Annotated in this window: 14 protein-coding genes; 7 read left to right on the forward strand and 7 right to left on the reverse strand. The window is 72.6% G+C overall.

From position 1 onward, the window contains the following. Positions 1 to 33: 33 nt before the first annotated feature. From FVE25_RS08110 to FVE25_RS08125, 4 genes are all read right to left on the reverse strand, one after another. On the reverse strand, positions 34 to 2433 hold the full coding sequence (locus tag FVE25_RS08110) for a DUF5682 family protein (RefSeq protein WP_157245811.1): 2400 nt from the start codon (positions 2431 to 2433) through the stop codon (positions 34 to 36). Continuing rightward, positions 2430 to 3494, reverse strand: a complete 1065-nt coding sequence (locus FVE25_RS08115) for an ATP-binding protein (RefSeq protein ID WP_157245812.1) — start codon at positions 3492 to 3494, stop codon at positions 2430 to 2432. The genes FVE25_RS08110 and FVE25_RS08115 overlap by 4 nt, the downstream gene beginning before the upstream one ends. Before the next feature lie 127 nt (positions 3495 to 3621). Continuing rightward, positions 3622 to 5115 (reverse strand): DUF5691 domain-containing protein, encoded by a 1494-nt coding sequence (locus FVE25_RS08120; protein ID WP_157245813.1) that lies wholly within the window; start codon positions 5113 to 5115, stop codon positions 3622 to 3624. A gap of 80 nt (positions 5116 to 5195) precedes the next feature. Next, positions 5196 to 6224, reverse strand: a complete 1029-nt coding sequence (locus tag FVE25_RS08125; RefSeq protein WP_157245814.1) for an SWIM zinc finger family protein — start codon at positions 6222 to 6224, stop codon at positions 5196 to 5198. A 137-nt stretch (positions 6225 to 6361) separates the two neighbouring features. On the opposite strand from FVE25_RS08125, the gene FVE25_RS08130 reads away from it, so the two are divergent. From FVE25_RS08130 to FVE25_RS08155, 6 genes are all read left to right on the forward strand, one after another. Continuing rightward, entirely contained in the window at positions 6362 to 7660 is a 1299-nt protein-coding gene (locus FVE25_RS08130) for an ABC transporter substrate-binding protein (RefSeq protein ID WP_219825383.1), read from the forward strand. After that, positions 7657 to 8532, forward strand: a complete 876-nt coding sequence (locus tag FVE25_RS08135; protein WP_219825384.1) for a carbohydrate ABC transporter permease — start codon at positions 7657 to 7659, stop codon at positions 8530 to 8532. The genes FVE25_RS08130 and FVE25_RS08135 overlap by 4 nt, the downstream gene beginning before the upstream one ends. Further along, entirely contained in the window at positions 8529 to 9335 is an 807-nt protein-coding gene (locus tag FVE25_RS08140) for a carbohydrate ABC transporter permease (RefSeq protein ID WP_157245815.1), read from the forward strand. The genes FVE25_RS08135 and FVE25_RS08140 overlap by 4 nt, the downstream gene beginning before the upstream one ends. A gap of 21 nt (positions 9336 to 9356) precedes the next feature. Continuing rightward, complete coding sequence (locus FVE25_RS08145) at positions 9357 to 12395, forward strand: NACHT domain-containing protein (protein ID WP_157245816.1); 3039 nt, start codon at positions 9357 to 9359, stop codon at positions 12393 to 12395. Continuing rightward, complete coding sequence (locus FVE25_RS08150; RefSeq protein ID WP_246266796.1) at positions 12396 to 12941, forward strand: cupin domain-containing protein; 546 nt, start codon at positions 12396 to 12398, stop codon at positions 12939 to 12941. It abuts the gene before it with no gap. An 88-nt stretch (positions 12942 to 13029) separates the two neighbouring features. Beyond that, complete coding sequence (locus FVE25_RS08155; RefSeq protein ID WP_157246569.1) at positions 13030 to 13518, forward strand: RNA polymerase sigma factor; 489 nt, start codon at positions 13030 to 13032, stop codon at positions 13516 to 13518. 20 nt (positions 13519 to 13538) lie between these two features. Here FVE25_RS08155 and FVE25_RS08160 read toward each other — a convergent pair whose 3' ends face one another. Beyond that, positions 13539 to 14198: a sulfotransferase family protein gene (locus FVE25_RS08160; RefSeq protein ID WP_157245817.1), complete on the reverse strand. Its 660-nt coding sequence runs from the start codon at positions 14196 to 14198 to the stop codon at positions 13539 to 13541. Positions 14199 to 14266: 68 nt separating this feature from the next. Beyond that, positions 14267 to 15328 (reverse strand): alpha-hydroxy acid oxidase, encoded by a 1062-nt coding sequence (locus FVE25_RS08165; RefSeq protein WP_157245818.1) that lies wholly within the window; start codon positions 15326 to 15328, stop codon positions 14267 to 14269. A 74-nt stretch (positions 15329 to 15402) separates the two neighbouring features. Here FVE25_RS08165 and FVE25_RS08170 point away from each other — a divergent pair, with 74 nt between their 5' ends. After that, positions 15403 to 16632: a hypothetical protein gene (locus FVE25_RS08170; protein WP_219825386.1), complete on the forward strand. Its 1230-nt coding sequence runs from the start codon at positions 15403 to 15405 to the stop codon at positions 16630 to 16632. A gap of 13 nt (positions 16633 to 16645) precedes the next feature. Here FVE25_RS08170 and FVE25_RS08175 read toward each other — a convergent pair whose 3' ends face one another. After that, a complete protein-coding gene (locus FVE25_RS08175; RefSeq protein ID WP_157245819.1) occupies positions 16646 to 18046 on the reverse strand; it encodes a class I adenylate-forming enzyme family protein in 1401 nt (466 codons plus the stop codon). Between the last annotated feature and the right edge of the window lie 18 nt (positions 18047 to 18064).

The raw sequence follows: 18064 nt of genomic DNA on the forward strand, positions 1-18064 counted from the left end.
CGTCCTCCTCAACCGTCGTCCGACCCGTGGCGTTCACCCGCGTCCTCCTCGACCGTCGTCCGGCCTGTGGCGTTCACCGCGCGCCCTTCCCAAGATCGTCAGCACGGTCCGCTCCGCCGCCTCGGCCCGCCGTGGGTCGAGCTCCCGCTCCGCGCGCCCGCCCGCCGCCCACCGCACCCGCTCTCCGATCGCCCTTCTCTCCGGTACGGCGAAGCCGCCGAACGTCCGGCGCAACAGCGGCAGCACCTCCGTGAACTGCTCGCCCGGCAACCCGCTCAGCCAGCCGTCGACCAGGCTCAGCAGCCGCGGATCGTGCACCAGCAACAGCCCGCCCCCGCCCAGGAACCCCTCGATCCACGCCGCCGCCCGGACCGGGCCGTCGCCCCGCGAGGTCGCCGCGGCCAGCCGCCTGTCCGCGTCGTCGAGCACCCCCGCGTCCAGCAGCATGCGGGTCAGCCGCCCGGCGACCAGCCCATGGGCGCCGTCGCAGACCGCCACGAGCGTCTCCAGCCAGCGTCGCCGGGCGGCGGCGTCGTCCATGAGGTCCACCGCCGTGTGCACGCCGTCCACGTGCGCCAGCATCCCGGCCGCCGCCTCACCGCCCAGCCCCGCCACGGCCACCCCCAGCCCGGCCCGGATCCGCTCCAGCATCGACCGGGCCACCGCCGCCGCCCCGTGGGCCGGGGTCCCCCGGACGTCGCCGTACCGGTGCGCACGCACCATGGCCGGGAAGGCCGCCATCAGGTGGGTGACATCGGTGTCCAGCGCCGCCCGATCCGACAGCGCGGCCAAGACCCCCGGCAACGCACCGGGCAGCCCAGCCAGCAAACACCCCTCCACCAGGCTCGCCAGCTCGGCCAGCGTGGGGGCGACCCGCCCACCGGGCCCCATCAGTCCCCCGCCGCTGTCCCTCGCACCCCAATCTCCGCCCGCCCCCGCGTTTGGGCCTTCCGCCGGCCCCGCGCCACGGTCTACTTCCGGGCCTGTGCCACGGTCTTCCGCCGGCCCCGCGACATGGTCTTCTTCCGGGCCCGTGCCACGGTCTTCTTCCGGGCCCGTGCCGTGGTCGCCCGGCGGGACCCCCGCGCGGTCCAGGATGTGGCGGGTGGCGGCCGACTCCACCGTGGTGCCCAGGGCGGCCGCCTCGATCAGCGTGAGGTCGAACTCCGGGCGCCACTCCAGCCGCCACACCTCCCGGAACGTCCCCTTGCCCCGCGCCTGCCCCGGGACGCCCCAGGGCACGCCGAGCAGCCGGAGCCGGTGGAGCAGGCGGCTCCTGGCCAGGTCGAGGGGTTTGCGCAGGTCGAGGTCGAGGTCTGTGCTCTGGCCGGGGCGCAGGCGGAGGCGGCGTTGCTCGGCGCGCAGGTCGCGCTGGAGGGGTACCAGGGGGGCGCCGTCGCCCACGTGGCCGAGCCGGTGCCCGACGACCATGCGGCGCTGGATCAGCCCCACCCGCGGCTCGTCGCCGTCGCACAGGACCGCCCTGGCCGCCTCGGTGACCTCGCCGAGGCCGGGCAGCGGGCGGCCACGGAGCGTGGCCAGCGTTTCGGCCAGCCGTACCGCCTCGATGACGTGCGCCGCGGAGACGGCCAGCCCCTCCTCGCGCAGGACGGACCCGGCGGCCGCCAGCCAGCGCTCCACGGGCCGGTCGGGCGCGGTGAAGAGGTGGTGGTACCAGCCGGGCGAGGCCACCCCGGCGCCGTACCCGGACCTGGCGGCCAGCCGTCCGTACGTCCAGGGCACCCAGGCCAGCTCGGCCTTCACCTTGGGCAGCCCGCGCAACAGCCGGTCGTCGGCCTTGGCCGGGGGCAGCGGTCCGGCCAGCGCGGGCACATGCCAGGCCCCGCACACCACCGCGATCCGCTCATGTCCAGACTTGACCGCCGCGCGGAGGACCTTCCGCATGGACGCCTCACGCCGCGCCTCGAACTCGTCCGGTTCGTGCCCCTCGCGAAGCGCGGACATCGCCTCGGCGATGGCGGCGAACGGCGACGTCCCCTCCCCTGCCGCGCCTCCCCCTCGGTGTTCGACCGCGTCCTCCCACCACCGCTCCGGGTCGTCGTGCCCGGCCGCCGCGGCCAGCTCCCCGATCGGGTCGCGCGTGTGCCCCGCCGCCCCGGCCTCCGCCGCGAGCAGATGTACGGCGGGCAGGTCGCAGAACCGGATCGGGATGCCGTGCCGCGTGCCGTACCGGATGGCCTGCCACTCGGGCGAGAACACCGCGAACGGCCAGAACGCCGAGCGCGCGGGGTCGCCCGGGACGTGGGCGAGCAGGGCGACGGGCGGTTCGCAATGAGGGGCGAAGGCGATGAGGGCGTCGGCTTCGGGCGGGCCTTCGATGAGGATGACGTCGGGGCGCAGGCGGTCCAGGGCGCTCTGGAGGGCGCGGGCCGAGCCAGGGCCGTGGTGGCGGATGCCGAAGACCTCGATCATGACACCTCGCGGCAGGCGCGGTAGAAGTCGCGCCAGTCGGGGCGTTCCCTGACCACGGTCTCGAGGTACTCGCGCCAGGCCACCCGATCGGCCACCGGCTCCTGGACGACCGCGCCGACGATCCCGGCGGCCACGTCCCGCGCCCTGAGGACGCCGTCGCCGAAGTGGGCGGCCAGGGCGATCCCGCCGGTCAGCACCGAGATCGCCTCGGCGGTGGACAGGGTGGCGCTGGGGGATTTGAGCTTCGTGCGGCCGTCCTCGGTGGCCCCGGCGCGCAGCTCGCGGAAGACCGTGACCACGCGGCGGATCTCCTCGGCGCCGGTCACGGTCTCGGGCAGCCGGAGCGAACGGCCGAGCTGCGCCACGCGCCTGGAGACGATGTCCACCTCCTCCTCGGCCGTCGCCGGGACCGGCAGGACCACGGTGTTGAAGCGGCGGCGCAGCGCGCTGGACAGCTCGTTCACGCCGCGGTCGCGGTCGTTGGCCGTGGCGATCAGGTTGAAGCCGTGCTGGGCCTGGATCTCCAGGTTCAGCTCGGGGATCGGCAGCGTCTTCTCCGACAGCAGCGTGATCAGGGCGTCCTGAACGTCGGACGGCATCCGGGTCAGCTCCTCCACCCTGGCCAGGCGGCCCTCGGCCATGGCGCGCATGACCGGGCTCGGGGTCAGCGCGTCGCGCGAGGGGCCTTCGGCCAGGAGGCGGGCGTAGTTCCAGCCGTAGCGGACGGCTTCTTCCGCGGTGCCGGCCGTACCCTGCACGAGCAGCGTGGAGTCGCCGCTGATGGCCGCGGCCAGATGCTCCGACAGCCACGTCTTGGCCGTGCCCGGCACACCGAGCAGCAGCAGGGCGCGGTCGGTGGCCAGCGTGGCGACCGCCACCTCGACGATCCGGCGGGCGCCGACGTACTTGGGGCTGATCCGCCGCCCGTCGCCCAGGACGTACGTGGTCACGGCCCACGGCGACAGCGCCCATCCGGGCGGCCGGGGCCGGTCGTCCTCCTTGGCCAGCAGCGCCAGCTCCTCGGCGTACTCGTCTTCCGCGTGGGCCCGCAGGACCGTCATGCGCTCTCCCTTGCCTTCACCAAGCCCCCGCCTTCACCGGAGCTCTTCCACCCTCGCCCGCGCCGTCACCGGACTCCGCCACGGCCGCCGCACCGTCACCGAACTCCCGCCACACCCGCCCGCACCCTCACCGGAGCTCTTCCACCATCTCCGCCCGGAAGCGCAGCACCGCCGCCACGTCGGGCAGCCGCATCCGCTCGGCCGCCGGGTGGAGGGCGGGGTCGATGCGTTCGCCGGCGAGTCTGGCCAGTTCGCCGAGGTTCCACGGCTGGGTGGCGGCGATTGTTGTGATCTTGTTGAGGACGGCTGTCGCCAGCGCCGTTCCCCAGGGGCGGTCGACGCCTCCGAGGACCATGATGAGCTGACTATCCATGTCCTGATTTTTCACGAATTCGGCGGCTAGCTCCTGCTGTTCGTCCGGCCCCAGGACGCCCAGAAGGTCGGCGATCGGGTCATGCGCGAACATCGCCCGCGCCCACCCCGCATCCCGCTGCAGCACGGCCGCCCGCACCCACCCCGCCTTCACCTCGGCATCCCAGTCGGCCACCCTCATCCCCAGCATCACCCGCGGCTCCGCCCACATCCCCAGCGGCGCCCGCGCCACCACCTGCTGCAGCCACCAGGCCCGCTCCCCGATGCCACGAGGCGGCTTGGCCCGCACCCCGTCACGCTCCATCGCCGCATCACACTCCTCCGGCGGCCGCACCTCAACCCGCCCACCCTCAACCCACCTGCCCTCCATCCGCCCGTCCTCCATCCGCCCGTCCTCCATCCGCCCGTCCTCCATCCGCCCGTCCTCCATCCGCCCGCCTTCCATCCGCCCGCCCTCGGGACGCAGGCAGCGCGCAGCTCGCTCCCGCATCCGCCCCGCGAGCCGCGAGCCCGGCAGCCTGGCGAGGAGGTTGGCCGCCGACTGCCGTACCTCCCTGCGCCGGTCGTCCAGCGCCCGTTCGAGGAAGTCCTCGTCATCCATGCTCAGCCCGTCGCCGAGCACCTCGACGAACTCGGCCCGATCCTCCGGCGCCTCATCCGCCCACGTGCCTTCGAGCAACGCCCGCGCCGCCCCCGGATCCGCCCTCCGCACCGCTTGCACGTACGCTCGCCGATCAGCCCGCGACCCGAACTCCCAGCTCTCCCCAGTAGGCTCGTCCAGCAGGTACGACCAGGCCGGATTCCGCTCCGCCAGCCACCTTCCACGCCGCCCGGCCAGCACCCCGAGCCAGGCCCGGATCGACCAGTCCCGCCGCCCTCGCTCAAGCAGGTCGGGCAGGACGTGCGCGGGCACCCGCCGCCCGCTCCCCGCCGCCACCGCCAGCCACTCGGGCAGCACCCTGCCGTGCTCCCCGCCCAGAATCCCGGCCAGCCGCTCCGCCGCCGCCCACCCGACGGCCACCCGCTCCTCCCGCCCCGCCACCGCGACACCGGAACCCACCGGCGAACCACCCGCCACCGGCGAACCGCCCGCAACTGACGAACCGCCCGCGACGCCGGCATGCTCACCCGCGCCGGAGCGGACAGCCCGCTGCCCCGCGCGGCGCCGGACCACCTCGACGGCCGCATCCTCCAGAAGATCCCCTGGGTACGGCCGGCGTGCCGTACCCACCAGAGCGGTGGACACCATCTCCTCCCACCGTCCGCCCCCCGGAGCATCGGGAGCCCGCCCCGAACCCCGGGGGCCACCGAGCACCCCCTCACCCGCGCTCACAGGACCACCGCCCGCCCCTCGTCGTCCCAGACCGTCAGGGGACGCAAGCCCTGCGGCGTCCACTCCACGGCCACCGTCACCGCCTCGCCACCGGAGACCGCGATCAGCCGCCAAGGCTCCACGCAGGCGGGGTGCAACGGCAGCCCGCCGAGTGTGGTCCGCTCCGGCACGACCCCGGCCAGCAGCAACGGCCACGAGTCCGTCCAGGGGTCGGCGGCCACCGCCTCGGCCACCTCGGCCAGCGCGTCGTCCACCGACCCCGCCGCAACCGGAGAAAGCCCCACAGGCGAAGAAAAGCCAGCCGGCGCAGTGCCCACCGGAGCCCCAGGCACACCGGCCTCCGCCTCGTCCCCCGGCCCCGCCTCGGGCGAAGGCGGGCCGGTCACCGGACCCGCCTCGGGCGAGGGCACCACCAGCGCCCGTAACGGCGCCGCCCCCGGGTAGAAGGCCAGCGTCGCATCCATGTCGCTCCCCGCCACCGGAGCGGCCGCGAGCGCCTGCCCATGGGGCGTGTAGGTGAGCAGGACGGCGGCCCGCGACGTGCCGCACCCCCGCAGCCACACGTGCCGCCCCGTCACCTGGTCGAGCACCTCGTCCCGCACCCCCAGCACCAGCCACCGATCCCGGACCCGGGCCCCGGCGGCCAGCACCGACTCCCGCGAGGTGGTGAACCCCACCCGGGTCAGCACGGTCTGCGCCAAAGGGGCGGGCAGCGCCTCCCGCCGCCGGTAGGCCACGGCCAGCAGGGCGAGCAGCGCGTACTCCCCCAGCAGGGCCTCCGGCCAGGAGGCGCCGGCGCGTACGGCGGGCAGGCGGGACGCCACGGCGGCCGGTCCGGAAGCTTGGGCGTCGATGAGGCGTTTGGCGAGTTCGTCGCACTCGCGGTCGCCCGCCTGGCCGAGGCCGAGGCGGATCTGGTCGGCCAGCCAGCGTTCGAGCTCGGCCAGCCCAGCGGCGACCCGGGCGTGGCGGGTAGCCTGAGCTGGGGGTTTGCGTGCGGGGGAAGGGGATCGTGCGTCGATCACCCAACGCAGATTAACCGGCTCCACCGACATTTTCCGGGCCGAGGGGGCTGGCGCGGGGAGGGGGACACGTCTACTGTATTCAAAACTCAGAATACATCACGTGATATATCACCAGAACCACACCCGTGGAGCCACCCGTGAAGAAAGCCATCGCCGGGTTCGCCCTCGTTTTGACCGCCTCCTGCGCCACCGGAGGCGTGCCCGCCAAGGAAGCGCCCAAGATCACCCAACCCACCGCAGACGCCAAGGTGTCTGGAAATATCGAGATCTGGTCGTGGGATGTCGCGGCCAAAGCACTCCAGCGCCTGGCGCCCGAGTTCGAGAAGGCCCATCCCGGAGTCACGGTCAAGGTGACCGACATCGGCTACGACAACGCCTACGACAAGATCACCGTGGGTCTCAAGTCGGGCGCCGGGCTGCCGGACATCATCACCCTCGAGGACACCTACATCCCGGGGTACGCCGAGAACTTCCCCAACGGCCTGGTCGACCTCACGCCGGTCGCGGGCAAGTACAAGGCCGACTTCGACCCGGCCAAGTGGCAGGCCGCCACCTCCGGCAAGGGCCTGTACGCGCTTCCCTGGGACTCGGCCCCGGTCGGGCTGTTCTACCGGCGCGACTACTTCGAGAAGGCGAAGGTGAAGCCCGAGGACATCGCCACCTGGGACGACCTGGTCAAGGCGGGCGAGAAGGTCAAGGCGGCGACCGGCAAGCGGCTGTTCGTCTCCGACCTGACCAGCGCCGCCACGTTCACCACCCTGCTGCAGCAGCTCGGCCAGGGCTACGTCGTGCAGGGCAAGGTCGCGGTCAACTCCGAGAAGGCGGTCCGCGCGCTCACGCTGCTCAAGACGCTCAAGGACAAGGACCTCCTGCAGAACGAGAAGGGCTGGGACGGCCGCGTCACCGCCACCAAGCAGGGCAAGGCGGCCACCCAGCCGACCGCCGCCTGGTGGAGCGGCACCCTGACCGGGGAGATGCCGGAGTTGTCGGACAAGTTTGGAGTCATCCCGCTCCCCGCCTTCGACGCGGGCGGCAGCCGTACCTCTGCCAACGGCGGCTCGGCGCTGTCGATCACCGCGCAGACCAAGAACCAGCAGACCGCCTGGGCCTTCATGGACTGGCTGCTGGCCGGGAAGGACCGCCAGGTGTCGATGATGCGCACCGAGGCGCTCTTCCCCGCCTACCTGCCCGCGCTGGCCGACCCGCTGTTCGACGAGCCGCAGCCGTACTTCGGCGGCCAGAAGGTCAACCGCCTCTTCGCCGACCAGGTGACCAAGATCCCGCCGGTGGAGCTGACCGGTGACGACAAGCAGGCCGAGGAACTGCTCAAGAAGGCCGTCTCGGCCAGCCTGCTCAACGGCGAGGACCCCAAGACGGTCCTGGACGGCGTGGCCGAGCAACTCGCCGCCGCCACCAAGCGCGAGATCGCTCCGTGAGCGCCGCGGAAGCCCTTCCGCTGAAGAAACACGCCCGCGACCGGCGCTCCGGCAGGCGGCGCCGGACCAGCGGGTGGGTGTTCGCGGGCCCGGCGGCGGCGCTGCTGGTGCTCTTCTTCGCCTACCCGCTGGCCGCGTCCCTGCTGCAGAGCCTGGACGGCGGCGCCGGGAACTACGCCCGGCTCGTCCGTGATCCGGCGTTCCTGCGCGCCCTCGGCAACGCCGCGCTCATCCTGGTGGTCCAGGTACCGATCATGATCGGGCTGGCCACCATCCTGGCCTACATCCTCAACCAGTCCTGGCTGCGCTTCCGCGCGACGCTGCGGGTGGCGTACTTCCTGCCGGCGGTCACGACGCTGGTGGCCTACGCGGTGGTCTTCCGCGTGCTGCTGCGCACCGAGGGCGGCGCGGTCAACCAGATCTTCGGCCTGCAGGTCGACTGGCTGAACGACCCGTTCTGGGCCCGGGTGGCGCTGATCGCCTCGATCACCTGGCGCTGGACCGGCTACAACGCGATCATCCTGCTGGCCGGGCTGCAGGCGATCGGGCGCGAGCAGTACGAGGCGGCGGCCATCGATGGGGCGGGTCCGCTGACCACGTTCCGGCGGGTGATCCTGCCGCAGTTGCGGCCGGTCGTGGTGTTCTGCTCGATCACCTCGACGATCGGGACGCTGCAGTTGTTCGACGAGCCGCTGCTGCTGACCGGCGGCGGGCCCGGCGACGCGACGCTGACGCCGATCCTCTACCTCTACCAGGTGGGCTTCAAGCAGTTCGACTTCGGCTACGCGGCCGCGATCGCGTGGGCGGTGGTACTGCTGGTCGGCGCGCTGTCGTGGGTGCAGTTCCGGTATTTCGGGAAGGAGCGGGCATGAAGCGGCTGGTGTGGGTCCTCGCCGTCCTGGGCGCGCTGGTGAGCATCGTGCCCTTCTACTGGATGATCGTGGCCGCCACGCACGACGGCAGCGAGCTGTTCGCCTCGCCGCCGCCGTTCCTTCCGGGGAACGACCTGCTGGCCAACATCGCCAACCTGGAAGAGTCGGTGCACTTCACCCGGGTGATGGTGACGAGCATCTGGACCGCGCTGGTCTACACCGCGCTCAGCTCGCTGGTCTCGGCGATGTGCGGGTACGGCCTGGCCAAGTACCGCTTCCGCGGCAGGGGCCTGCTGCTGGGAGTCGTGCTGGCCACGATGATGGTCCCGTTCCAGGTGCTGCTGGTGCCGTTGTTCCAGATGATGGCCAGCATCGGCTGGGTGAACAGCTACCAGGCGATCATCATCCCGTTCCTGGCCAACTCCTTCGGGATCTTCCTGATGCGGCAGGCGTTCCTGGACTTCCCGGACGAGCTGCTGGAGAGCGGGCGGCTGGACGGGGCGGGCGATCTGCGGATCTTCTACAGGATCGTCCTGCCGGTGGTGCGGCCGCAGCTCGGGGCGCTGGTCATCTTCACCTTCATGGCGCAGTGGAACTCCTTCATCTGGCCGCTGCTCATGCTGAACTCCGAGGAGAAGTACACGGTGCCGGTGGCGCTCAACCACCTCATCGGGCTGTCCAAGGTGGACTACGCGGGGCTGATGCTGGGCGCGTTCCTGGCCACGCTGCCGCTCATGCTGGTCTTCCTGGTGTTCCAGCGGCAGTTCGTGGCCGGTCTGCTCGGCGGCGCCGTAAAGGGCTGAGATTTCCGGCATGATCGGCTCATGCCTGGTGTGGAGACGGCGGTCGTGGCGGCGGGCAGAGCCATCGCGGAACGCGCGATGCGCGAGTGGCTCGCCGTCCGCGCCGCCCGGAGGGACCGCGAGACACAGCTGAAGGACCTCATCCAGAGCGGCTTCCGCGACCGCCTGGCACCGAGGAAGTTCGGCAACCAGCTCGACGGCATCGCGATGGCGGTCGAGTCCCGGTTACGCGACCTGGTCGAGCAGGAGTACCGCGACCTGGACGAGGCCGCCCGCGCCGCCGTACTCCTGGAGGTCGTCGAGGCGCTGCGCGCGACGGACCTGTCCGACCGGGCGCTGTTCGACGCCGACGCCGACCCCGCCCGCCTGGCCGCGCGCGTCCTGGACACCGTCGCCCCGCCGCGCCTCGGCGCCGACGAGGACGCCCTGTACGGCGTGCTGCTCGCCGAGTGCGTCGCCTGCCTGGTCGGCATGATGCAGCAACTTCCCCAGTACCTCCCCCGCGCCCAGACCGAGAGCCTGGCCCGGCTGAGCGGGCTGGCCGAGGGCATGGAACGCGTCCTGGCCCGCCTGCCCGCCCGCACCCTGGAGGCGCCCGAGGGCACCCGCGACGACCACGCCTTCGAGCAGCACTACCTGGCCTTCCTCAGCCGGACGCTCGACGAGATCGAGCTGTTCGGCGTCCCCATGGAGACCTACCGCCCGCGCACCTCCCTCAGCGTCGCCTACATCTCCCTGAACGTCAGCACCGGCCAGCCGCGCCGCTCCCTGGAACGCCTCGCCCCCGCCTCCCTGACCGGCCGCGACGAGAGCGAGTCCGGCAGCCGCCGCATCGAGTCCGCCCTCACCCGCCGCACCCTCGTGCGCGGCGAGGCCGGCTCCGGCAAGAGCACGCTGCTGCGCTGGCTGGCCGTCACCGCCGCCCGCCGCGGCTTCACCGGCGATCTCAGCTCCTGGAACGGCTGCGTCCCGTTCATGGTCAAGCTGCGCAGCCACGCCGACGGCCGCCTGCCCGCCCCCTCCGGCCTGCTCGACGACGTCGCCCAGGAGGTCGCCGGCCTGATGCCGCGCGGCTGGGCCGAGCGCGTCCTCGCCTCCGGCCGCGGCCTGCTGCTGGTCGACGGCGTCGACGAGCTCCGGGTACGGCACCGCCAGGCCGTACGCCAGTGGCTCGGGCGCCTCCTGGCGGCCAACCCGGAGCTGCGCGTCGTGGTGACCTCCCGCCCCGCCGCCGCCGACGTGCGCTGGCTGGCCGACGACGGGTTCGCCGCCGCCCTCCTGGAGCCCATGACCCCGCAGGACCTCGGCGAGTTCATCGGCCAGTGGCACGTGGCGATGCGCGCGTGCCCCAGCCTCCCGTGCGAGCCCGGCGAACTGCGCACCTACGAACGCGCTTTGCTGGCCCGCCTGGAAAGCACCCCGCACCTGCGCCTGCTGGCCGCCACTCCCCTGCTCGCCGCCATGATCTGCGCCCTCAACCTCGACCGCCGCACTCAGCTCCCGCGCAGCCGCATGGGCCTGTACGAGGCCGTCCTCGCCCTGCTCCTGGAGCGCCGCGACGCCGAACGCGGCATCCAGGACGACATCGTGCTCGATCCGGAACAGAAGATCTGGATCCTGCGCGACCTGGCCTGGCGGGTCGTCTCCATGGGCCGATCGGAACTGGCCAAGGCCACCGCCCTGCGCCGCATCGAACAACGGCTGACCGGGATGACCCGCATGCCGTACCAGGCGGCGGACGTGCTCGACTACCTGCTGCGGCGCAGCGGCGTGATCCGCGAGCCGGTGCCGGGACGGATCGACTTCGCGCACAAGACCGTCCAGGAGTACCTGGCGGCCGGGCAGCTCGTGGAGGACGACGACGTCGAGGCGGCGGTCGAGCGGGCGCACCTGGACCAGTGGCGGGAGGTCGTCGTCATGACGGCCGGGCACGCCACGGGGCGGGGGCGGCGGGACCTCCTCCGCGGGCTTCTGGACCGGGCGGAGGAGGGCGGGCGGCATGCCCGGCGGCTTCGGCTGCTGGTGGCGTCGTGTCTGGAGACGCTGCGGGAGATTCCGGTGGAGTTGCGGGATCGGGTGGAGGCGTGCCTGACGAAGGTGATCCCGCCTCGGAGTGAGGACGAGGCCCGGATTCTGGCGGCGGCCGGGGAGGAGATTTTGCGGCGGGTGCCGGATGATCTGTCGGGGTTCACGGAGAACCAGGCGATGTACACGGTCCGGATGACCGGATGGATCAACGGTGAGGACGCGCTGCGCAAGCTGGCCGCCTGGTCCGGCGACACCCGCTGGGCGGTGGGGGACACGGTGGTGAGGATGTGGCCGTTCTTCGAGCCGGACCGCTACGCGCGGGAGGTGGTGGCGTCTTCGTCCGTGCTGCCGTGGATCACCGTCACCGACACCTCGCACCTGCCGTGCCTGGGCCGCCTGAGCAGGATGACGGGACTCAAGATCGAACCCAGGGTGGATTCCCTGGAGTTCTTGACGGACACGCCCCAGCTCGTTGATTTGGAGCTGGACGACCTGGCCTGCGAACTCACCTCCGTGCGCCATCTGGCCGGTCTGAACAGGCTGTGGTTCCAGCAGTGGTCCGCGGAGCCGATGGACATGACGCCGATCACCACCCTGACCGAGCTGCACACCTTGTGTGCGTGGTGCGGCCACGACGCCGATCTAGGCTTCCTCGACCGGATTCCCCGCCTGGACGAGCTCGGACTGAATCTTCCCGAAGGCGACGCCTGGACCGGCGCCCTTTCCCGGCAGACGGAACTCAGCTGGCTCTCCGTGTACGGAGCGGGGCAGGAGCTCTCGCCTTCCGTTTTCGCCGGCTGGCGGGCCCTGCGGCATCTCTCGGTGACCGGCCTGCGCAACATTCCCGCCTGCCTCGACGCGCTCGCCGACGCGGGTGCGCCGCTGACCGGGCTCTCGCTCTACGCCACCGACATCACCGACCTGTCCGTCCTCGCCAAGCTGCCCCTTCTCACCCGGGTCAGCCTGAGTTCCGACCTCGACCGCTCCCCCCTGGAGGCCCTCCCCAACCTGAAGGTCACTATCGTGAGATAGGTGGATCTCACGATTTATCCGGATGGCCCCACCACCCAGGTCCCCGACGAGGCCGCCGCCCTCGCCAGCACCCTGGAGGGCCAGCTCGTCCTGGACGGCACCCGTTTCCTGCGCCGTGACGTCACCGGGACCCCGATCGCCTTCGTCTCCCGCCCGCCCATAGCCGAAGCCCTCGACCTCCTCCCCCACCCCGAGGGCGGCTGGTTCCGCCAGACCTGGAAGACGGCCCGCTCCTTCGCCCCGGACGGCTACGACGGCGAGCGGGCCAGCGCGACCGGCATCTACTTCCTCCTGATGCCGGGCGAGGAGTCGGTCCCCCACGTGGTGAAGTCCGACGAGGTGTGGCTCTGGCACCGTGGCGGCCCGCTCACCCTCGAGATCGGCGACGAGACCGTCACGCTCGGTCCGGACGTCGAGAACGGGCAGGTCCCGCAGGCGATCGTGCCCGGCGGCGTCTGGCAGTCGGCCCGGCCGGCGGGCGGGCAGGAGGTGCTGGTGAGCTGCGTGGTCTCGCCCGGCTTCGAATTTGCCGATTTTCAGGCATAAAACCGGGCCGCTTCAACTTTGAACCATCCCTGGGGGGGAACCGTCGTGGAGTGTGTGGACACTCTCCGATGAGTCGCTCATGGCGGGTATGGCGCTGGGTGACACCGATGCGACAGCCGCCTTCGTCCGGCGCTTTCAACCCAGAGTGTACGGCTTGGCGCTGAGCGTGGTCGCCGACCCGTGCCTGGCGGAGGAAGTGACCCAGGACGCCTTCGTGCGTGCCTGGCGCCACGCGGGCACCTACGACCCCGACCGCGGCAGGGTGGCGACCTGGCTGCTCACCATCACCCGCAACCTCGCGGTGGACGCCATCCGCCTGCGCCGCGACCTGCCCGTTGACCCGTGGCGATTACCCTCGCCGACCACGGACCCCGACCCGAGCTCGCGGGTCGAGCGCATCCAGGAAGAGATCCTGGCCCTGCCGGCCAGCCAGAGCCGGCCGGTCGTCCTGTCCATCCTGTACGGCCTGACCGCCCAGGAGATCGCCGAACGCGAAGGCATCCCGCTGGGCACCGCCAAGACCCGCATCCGCCGGGGCCTGGCCCGCATCCGCACCGCGCTGGCCACCTCGTCCTGACCTCTCGCGCGGCACCCTCGTCACCGCGATTCGGCCATGCGCGCCTCGACCCGTGCCCAGAACCGCTCGGGGTCGTTCAGATGCGGGTACGGCTCGCCCGGCACGGCCACCCCCAGGAAGGCGCACAGCGGCTCCCATCCGGCCCCCGGCTCCATGACCAGCAGCCGCTCCGGCGGCACCGCCGCCCGCACGGCCGCGTTGTGCTCCAGGTAGACCGCGATCGCGTAGTCCCGGTCGGCGAAGCGGCCGGCGAAGAAGCCGTCCCAGATCATCGCCCGGTGGAAGGCGGTGAACACGTCGAGGCCGGGCACGATCCGCCGGGCCTCGGCCACGCGCGCGTCGGAGGGGCCGTCGCCGAACATGCGGTAGATGGTCCGGGAGACGCTGGAGTACCACGCCTCGGGGTCCCGCTCGGTGAGGATCACCTTCGCCGCGGGGAAGACGGGCAGGAGGTCCCGCCAGAAGGCCGCGCCCGGCCAGTCCACGCTCGAGGCGTACCCGGCGAAGACCGTCTCCCACGCCACCGGCTCGCCCGCCGCCGCGGCCAGCCACAGGGGCAGCCGGTCGGGGTGGTCGAGCACGTGACGCCCGTGGAAGCAGGGCCCGAAACCGAGCCGCTCCAGCGCCGCCTTCAGCGACAGCGTCCCGGTCCGCCCGACCCCCGCCCCGAAAACCCGCATCCCCCCACCCGCCCTCCCGCCGCCGGTCCCGGCACCGTCCGCCATCCCGCCGTCCTCCGCTAGGCCGCTCATTCAGCCGTCCCCTGCCTGACGACCTGGTCCCTGCCGAGGTCGCCCGCCGACGCGGCCCCGCACAGTGTCAGCGCGTTCTCGACCTCCCGCCGCAGCAGCGCCAGGACGCCCGCCACCCCTTCGCCGCCGTCCGCGGCCAGTCCCCAGAGCACCGGCCGCCCGATGGCCACGGCCGTGGCGCCCAGCGCCAGCGCCTTGACCACGTCCGTCCCCCGGCGCACGCCGCCGTCCACGATGAGCGGCACCCGTCCCGCCACCGCCTCGGCGATCACCGGCAGCCGGTCGATCGAGGCGGGGGTGGTGTCGAGCTGCCGTCCGCCGTGGTTGGAGACGATCAGCCCGTCCACGCCGTTCTCCACGGCGAGCCGGGCGTCCTCGGGGTGCAGCACCCCTTTGAGCAGAATGGGGAGCCGCGTCACCTCCCGGAGCCATTCCACATGACTCCACGAAATTTCGGGGGAAAGCACTACCTGCCGTACGTGCCCATTGCTCCACCCATCCCCCCGCAGGTTCGCGCAGAAGATGCCCGGAGGCAGATCGTGGAAGTCGTTGCGATCACCGCGTTCGTTCCGCCCGAGGGCGGGCGAGTCCACGGTCACCACCAGAGCCCGGCACCCGGCCGCCTCGGCCCGCCGTACCAGTGACTCGGTGAAGCCGCGATCGGGCTGCACGTACAGCTGGAACCACAGCGTCCCGCCCGCGGCCGCTATCTCCTCGATGGTGATCGTGGACAGCATCGCCGCGATCATGATCACCCCCGCGTCCCGGGCCGCCCTGGCCGTGGCCGCCTCCCCCTCCGACGGCCAGGCCAGCCGGTGGAAGGCGGTCGGCGCCAGCATCACCGGCATCGACGCCGCGCACCCGAGCAGCTTCGTGGCCAGGGACGGCAGCCCGGCCCCGCGCAGGATCCTGGGCACCAGTGCCAGCCGCCGGTAGGCGGCCTCGTTGGCCGCGACCGTCACCTCGTCCTGGGCGCCGCTGGCGAAGTAGTCGTAGAAGACCGGGTCGAGCTTCTCCCGGGCCACGTCCTCGAAGTCGCGTAGGTTGACGACTCTCATGCGTGTTGTACGGAGCGACGCGGCCGAAAAGATTCGGTGAATCCCGGAGCGGATCTCCGTCCGTAGAACCTTGCGTGACTACCGCGTCCGTCGCCGTGGTGAGCCTGCTGGCGGTGCTGAGCCTGCCGTACTGGCTGCCGCGCGCGGTCACCGCGGTGCGCGTCTGGCTCTTCGCCCGCATCAACGGCCCGGACGGCATCCCGATCCCCGGCGATCTCGTCGGCGTCTCCCGCTTCCTGGAGGTCTACTCGCATCCGGCCGCCGACGGCCGCAGCCGGGGCGCCGCGCTGTCCGACCTGTTCTGGTACTGGTTGTCGCCCGGCGCCGAGGTGCACCAGGAACACCTGGAGCCCGGCCCCCGCTACACCGACGTCGCCCGCTGCACCCGGCGCATGCTCACCATGCCCAGCCAGGCCGCCGACGAGCTGGCCGTCGCCAGCCTGCGTGCGGCCCTGCCGTACCAGAACGGGCTGGTACGGCTGCGCGACCTGATGATGCCGGTGTGGGCGGAGTTCTACCACCGGGTCGTCTTCGGCGTCCCCTGCCCGCCGGGCGTCAGGGAGCTCATCGTGGGCCACGCCCACGACGTGATCACCTCGCTCAAGTGCTGCGGGCTGCGCCACATGGACCGGCGCCTGCGGCTGACCCGCCACCTGCGGCAGAGCCTCGACCTGGTGCCGCACCCCCTCCCGGAGACCCTCGACCGCGACGAGCGCGCCTACTACCTGCAGGGGACGTTCTTCAACACCGCCGTCGTGCAGAGCGCCGAGGCCACCGCGCACGTGCTCATGGAGATCGCCGCCCACGGCTGCGACGAGCCGCTGGACACGCTGGTCGAGCGGACGCTGCACGCGTTCCCGCTGTTCGGGGTGGCGCACCGGATCACCTCGGGCGACATCGTCCTGGACGAGGCGGCGACGATCCCGGCCGGTTCCGTCCTGTGCTTCAACTACGCCGACTTCCACCGCTCCGGCGGCGACATCCCGTTCGGCGTGGCGGCCAACCGGCCCTGCCCGGCCTGGCACCTGGCGCCCATCGGCATCCGCGCCGTGGTCAGGGAGCTCACCGAAGGCTACGACCTGGCCACCTCCGCCCGCCACACGCGCCCCCTGCCCAACCGCGGCCCCTGCCTCATGACGCCGCGCGGCCGGCCCGTGCGGGCCCGCCGCGTGGTCCTCGCCTTCGTCCGGCTGCGCGACCGGTGGGAGGAGGTGTGGCGCAGCGTGCTCCAGCTCGTCCTCGGCACCTACATGGTCTGGGACGCCAGGCGCCTGCGCCTGTGCGAACGCCACTTCGACCGGTGACCCGCCCTCACGGTCAGCCGGCGGGTCTGAGCGCCTTCTTGTCCGGTTTCCCGGAGTCGTTGAGCGGAACCTCACGGATGACCGTGATGCTCTTCGGCGCGCTGGCCGTACTCAACGAGGCGCGCACGAGCGCGCCCAGCGCGCCGAGGTCGGGCGCGCGGCCCGCGGCCGGGACCACGAACGCGTGCACCGCCTCCCCGGTCTCCGCGTCCGGCGCCCCCACCACGTACGCCTGGTCCACGTCCGGATGCCCGGCCAGCACCCGCTCGATCGCCGCCGCGTAGCAGACCTCGGCGCCCACGATGATCACGTCACGGGTCCGGCCGGTCAGGTGCAGAAACCCGTCGCCGTCCAGGAACCCCAGGTCGCGGGTGCGCAGCCAGCCGTCGCGCAGCACCTCCCCGGTCAGCTCGGGCGCGCCCCAGTAGCCGGTCATCACGTGCGGGCTGCGCACCCAGATCTCGCCGACCGCGCCACCGGGCACCGACCGGCCCGCCTCGTCACGCAGGCTCACCTGTACGGCGGGCAGCGGCCGGCCCACCGCGCCCGCGTAGCCGGCCCGCAGGTCGTCCGGGGTGAGCATGGCGACCACGCCCGCCTCGGCCTGGCCGTACCCCTGCCAGATGATCGGGCCGAGCCTGGCCACGGCCCGTTCCAGCAGGCCGGGCGCGGCCGGGGCGCCGCCGATCACCAGCGCCCGCAGGCCGCTCAGGTCGGTGTCGGTGTCCAGGAGCCGGTGCAGCAGCGGCGGCGCCATCATGGTGGCCGTGGCGCGGGATGCGGGGATCGCCTCGGCCAGTGGCAGCTCAGGGATGATCACGACGCCGCCCCTGACCAGCGTCCGGCCCAGGTACGTCATCATCACCGGGCTGGCCAGGCTCGAATGGACGAGGCAGCGGTCGAAATTGGCCATCAGCGCCCGCAGCGGCGGCGGCCAGTGGCGGGGCAGGTAGGCGAGGCTGTAGGCGCGGTAGGTCTGCGCGCACGCCTTCGGGCTGCCGGTGCTTCCGCTGGTGAAGGTGAGCCGGGCCGGATCGCCGGGCGCGGCCAGCGCCTCGACCGGCCCGCCGTCAGGCCCGGCGGCCAGGCGGGCGAGCACGTCGCCGGTCACCACCAGGTCGAAGCCCTTCTCCAGGGCGTCGGCCAGTTGCACCGGGCTCCACGCCGGGCGGGCCGCCGCCACGAGACAGCCGAGGGCGTGGGCGGCCAGCTGGACGGCGTAGGACTCGGGCGAGGAGTCGACCGTCACCAGAACGCCACGCCCCGGCCCCAGCCCGCCCTCCCGCAGCCCGCCCGCGCACCGCCGGACCAGCGCCAGCAGCTCACCCCGCGAAACCACCCGCCCCCGGTGCTCGATCGCCGGAGCCGACGGCTCACCCGCCAGCGCCTCCAAGACGGGACCCGGAAACAGCATGGCACCTCCGCACGATGA

The sequence above is a fragment of the Nonomuraea typhae genome (assembly GCF_009760925.1).
In the GTDB taxonomy this organism is placed as follows: Bacteria; Actinomycetota; Actinomycetes; order Streptosporangiales; family Streptosporangiaceae; genus Nonomuraea; species Nonomuraea typhae.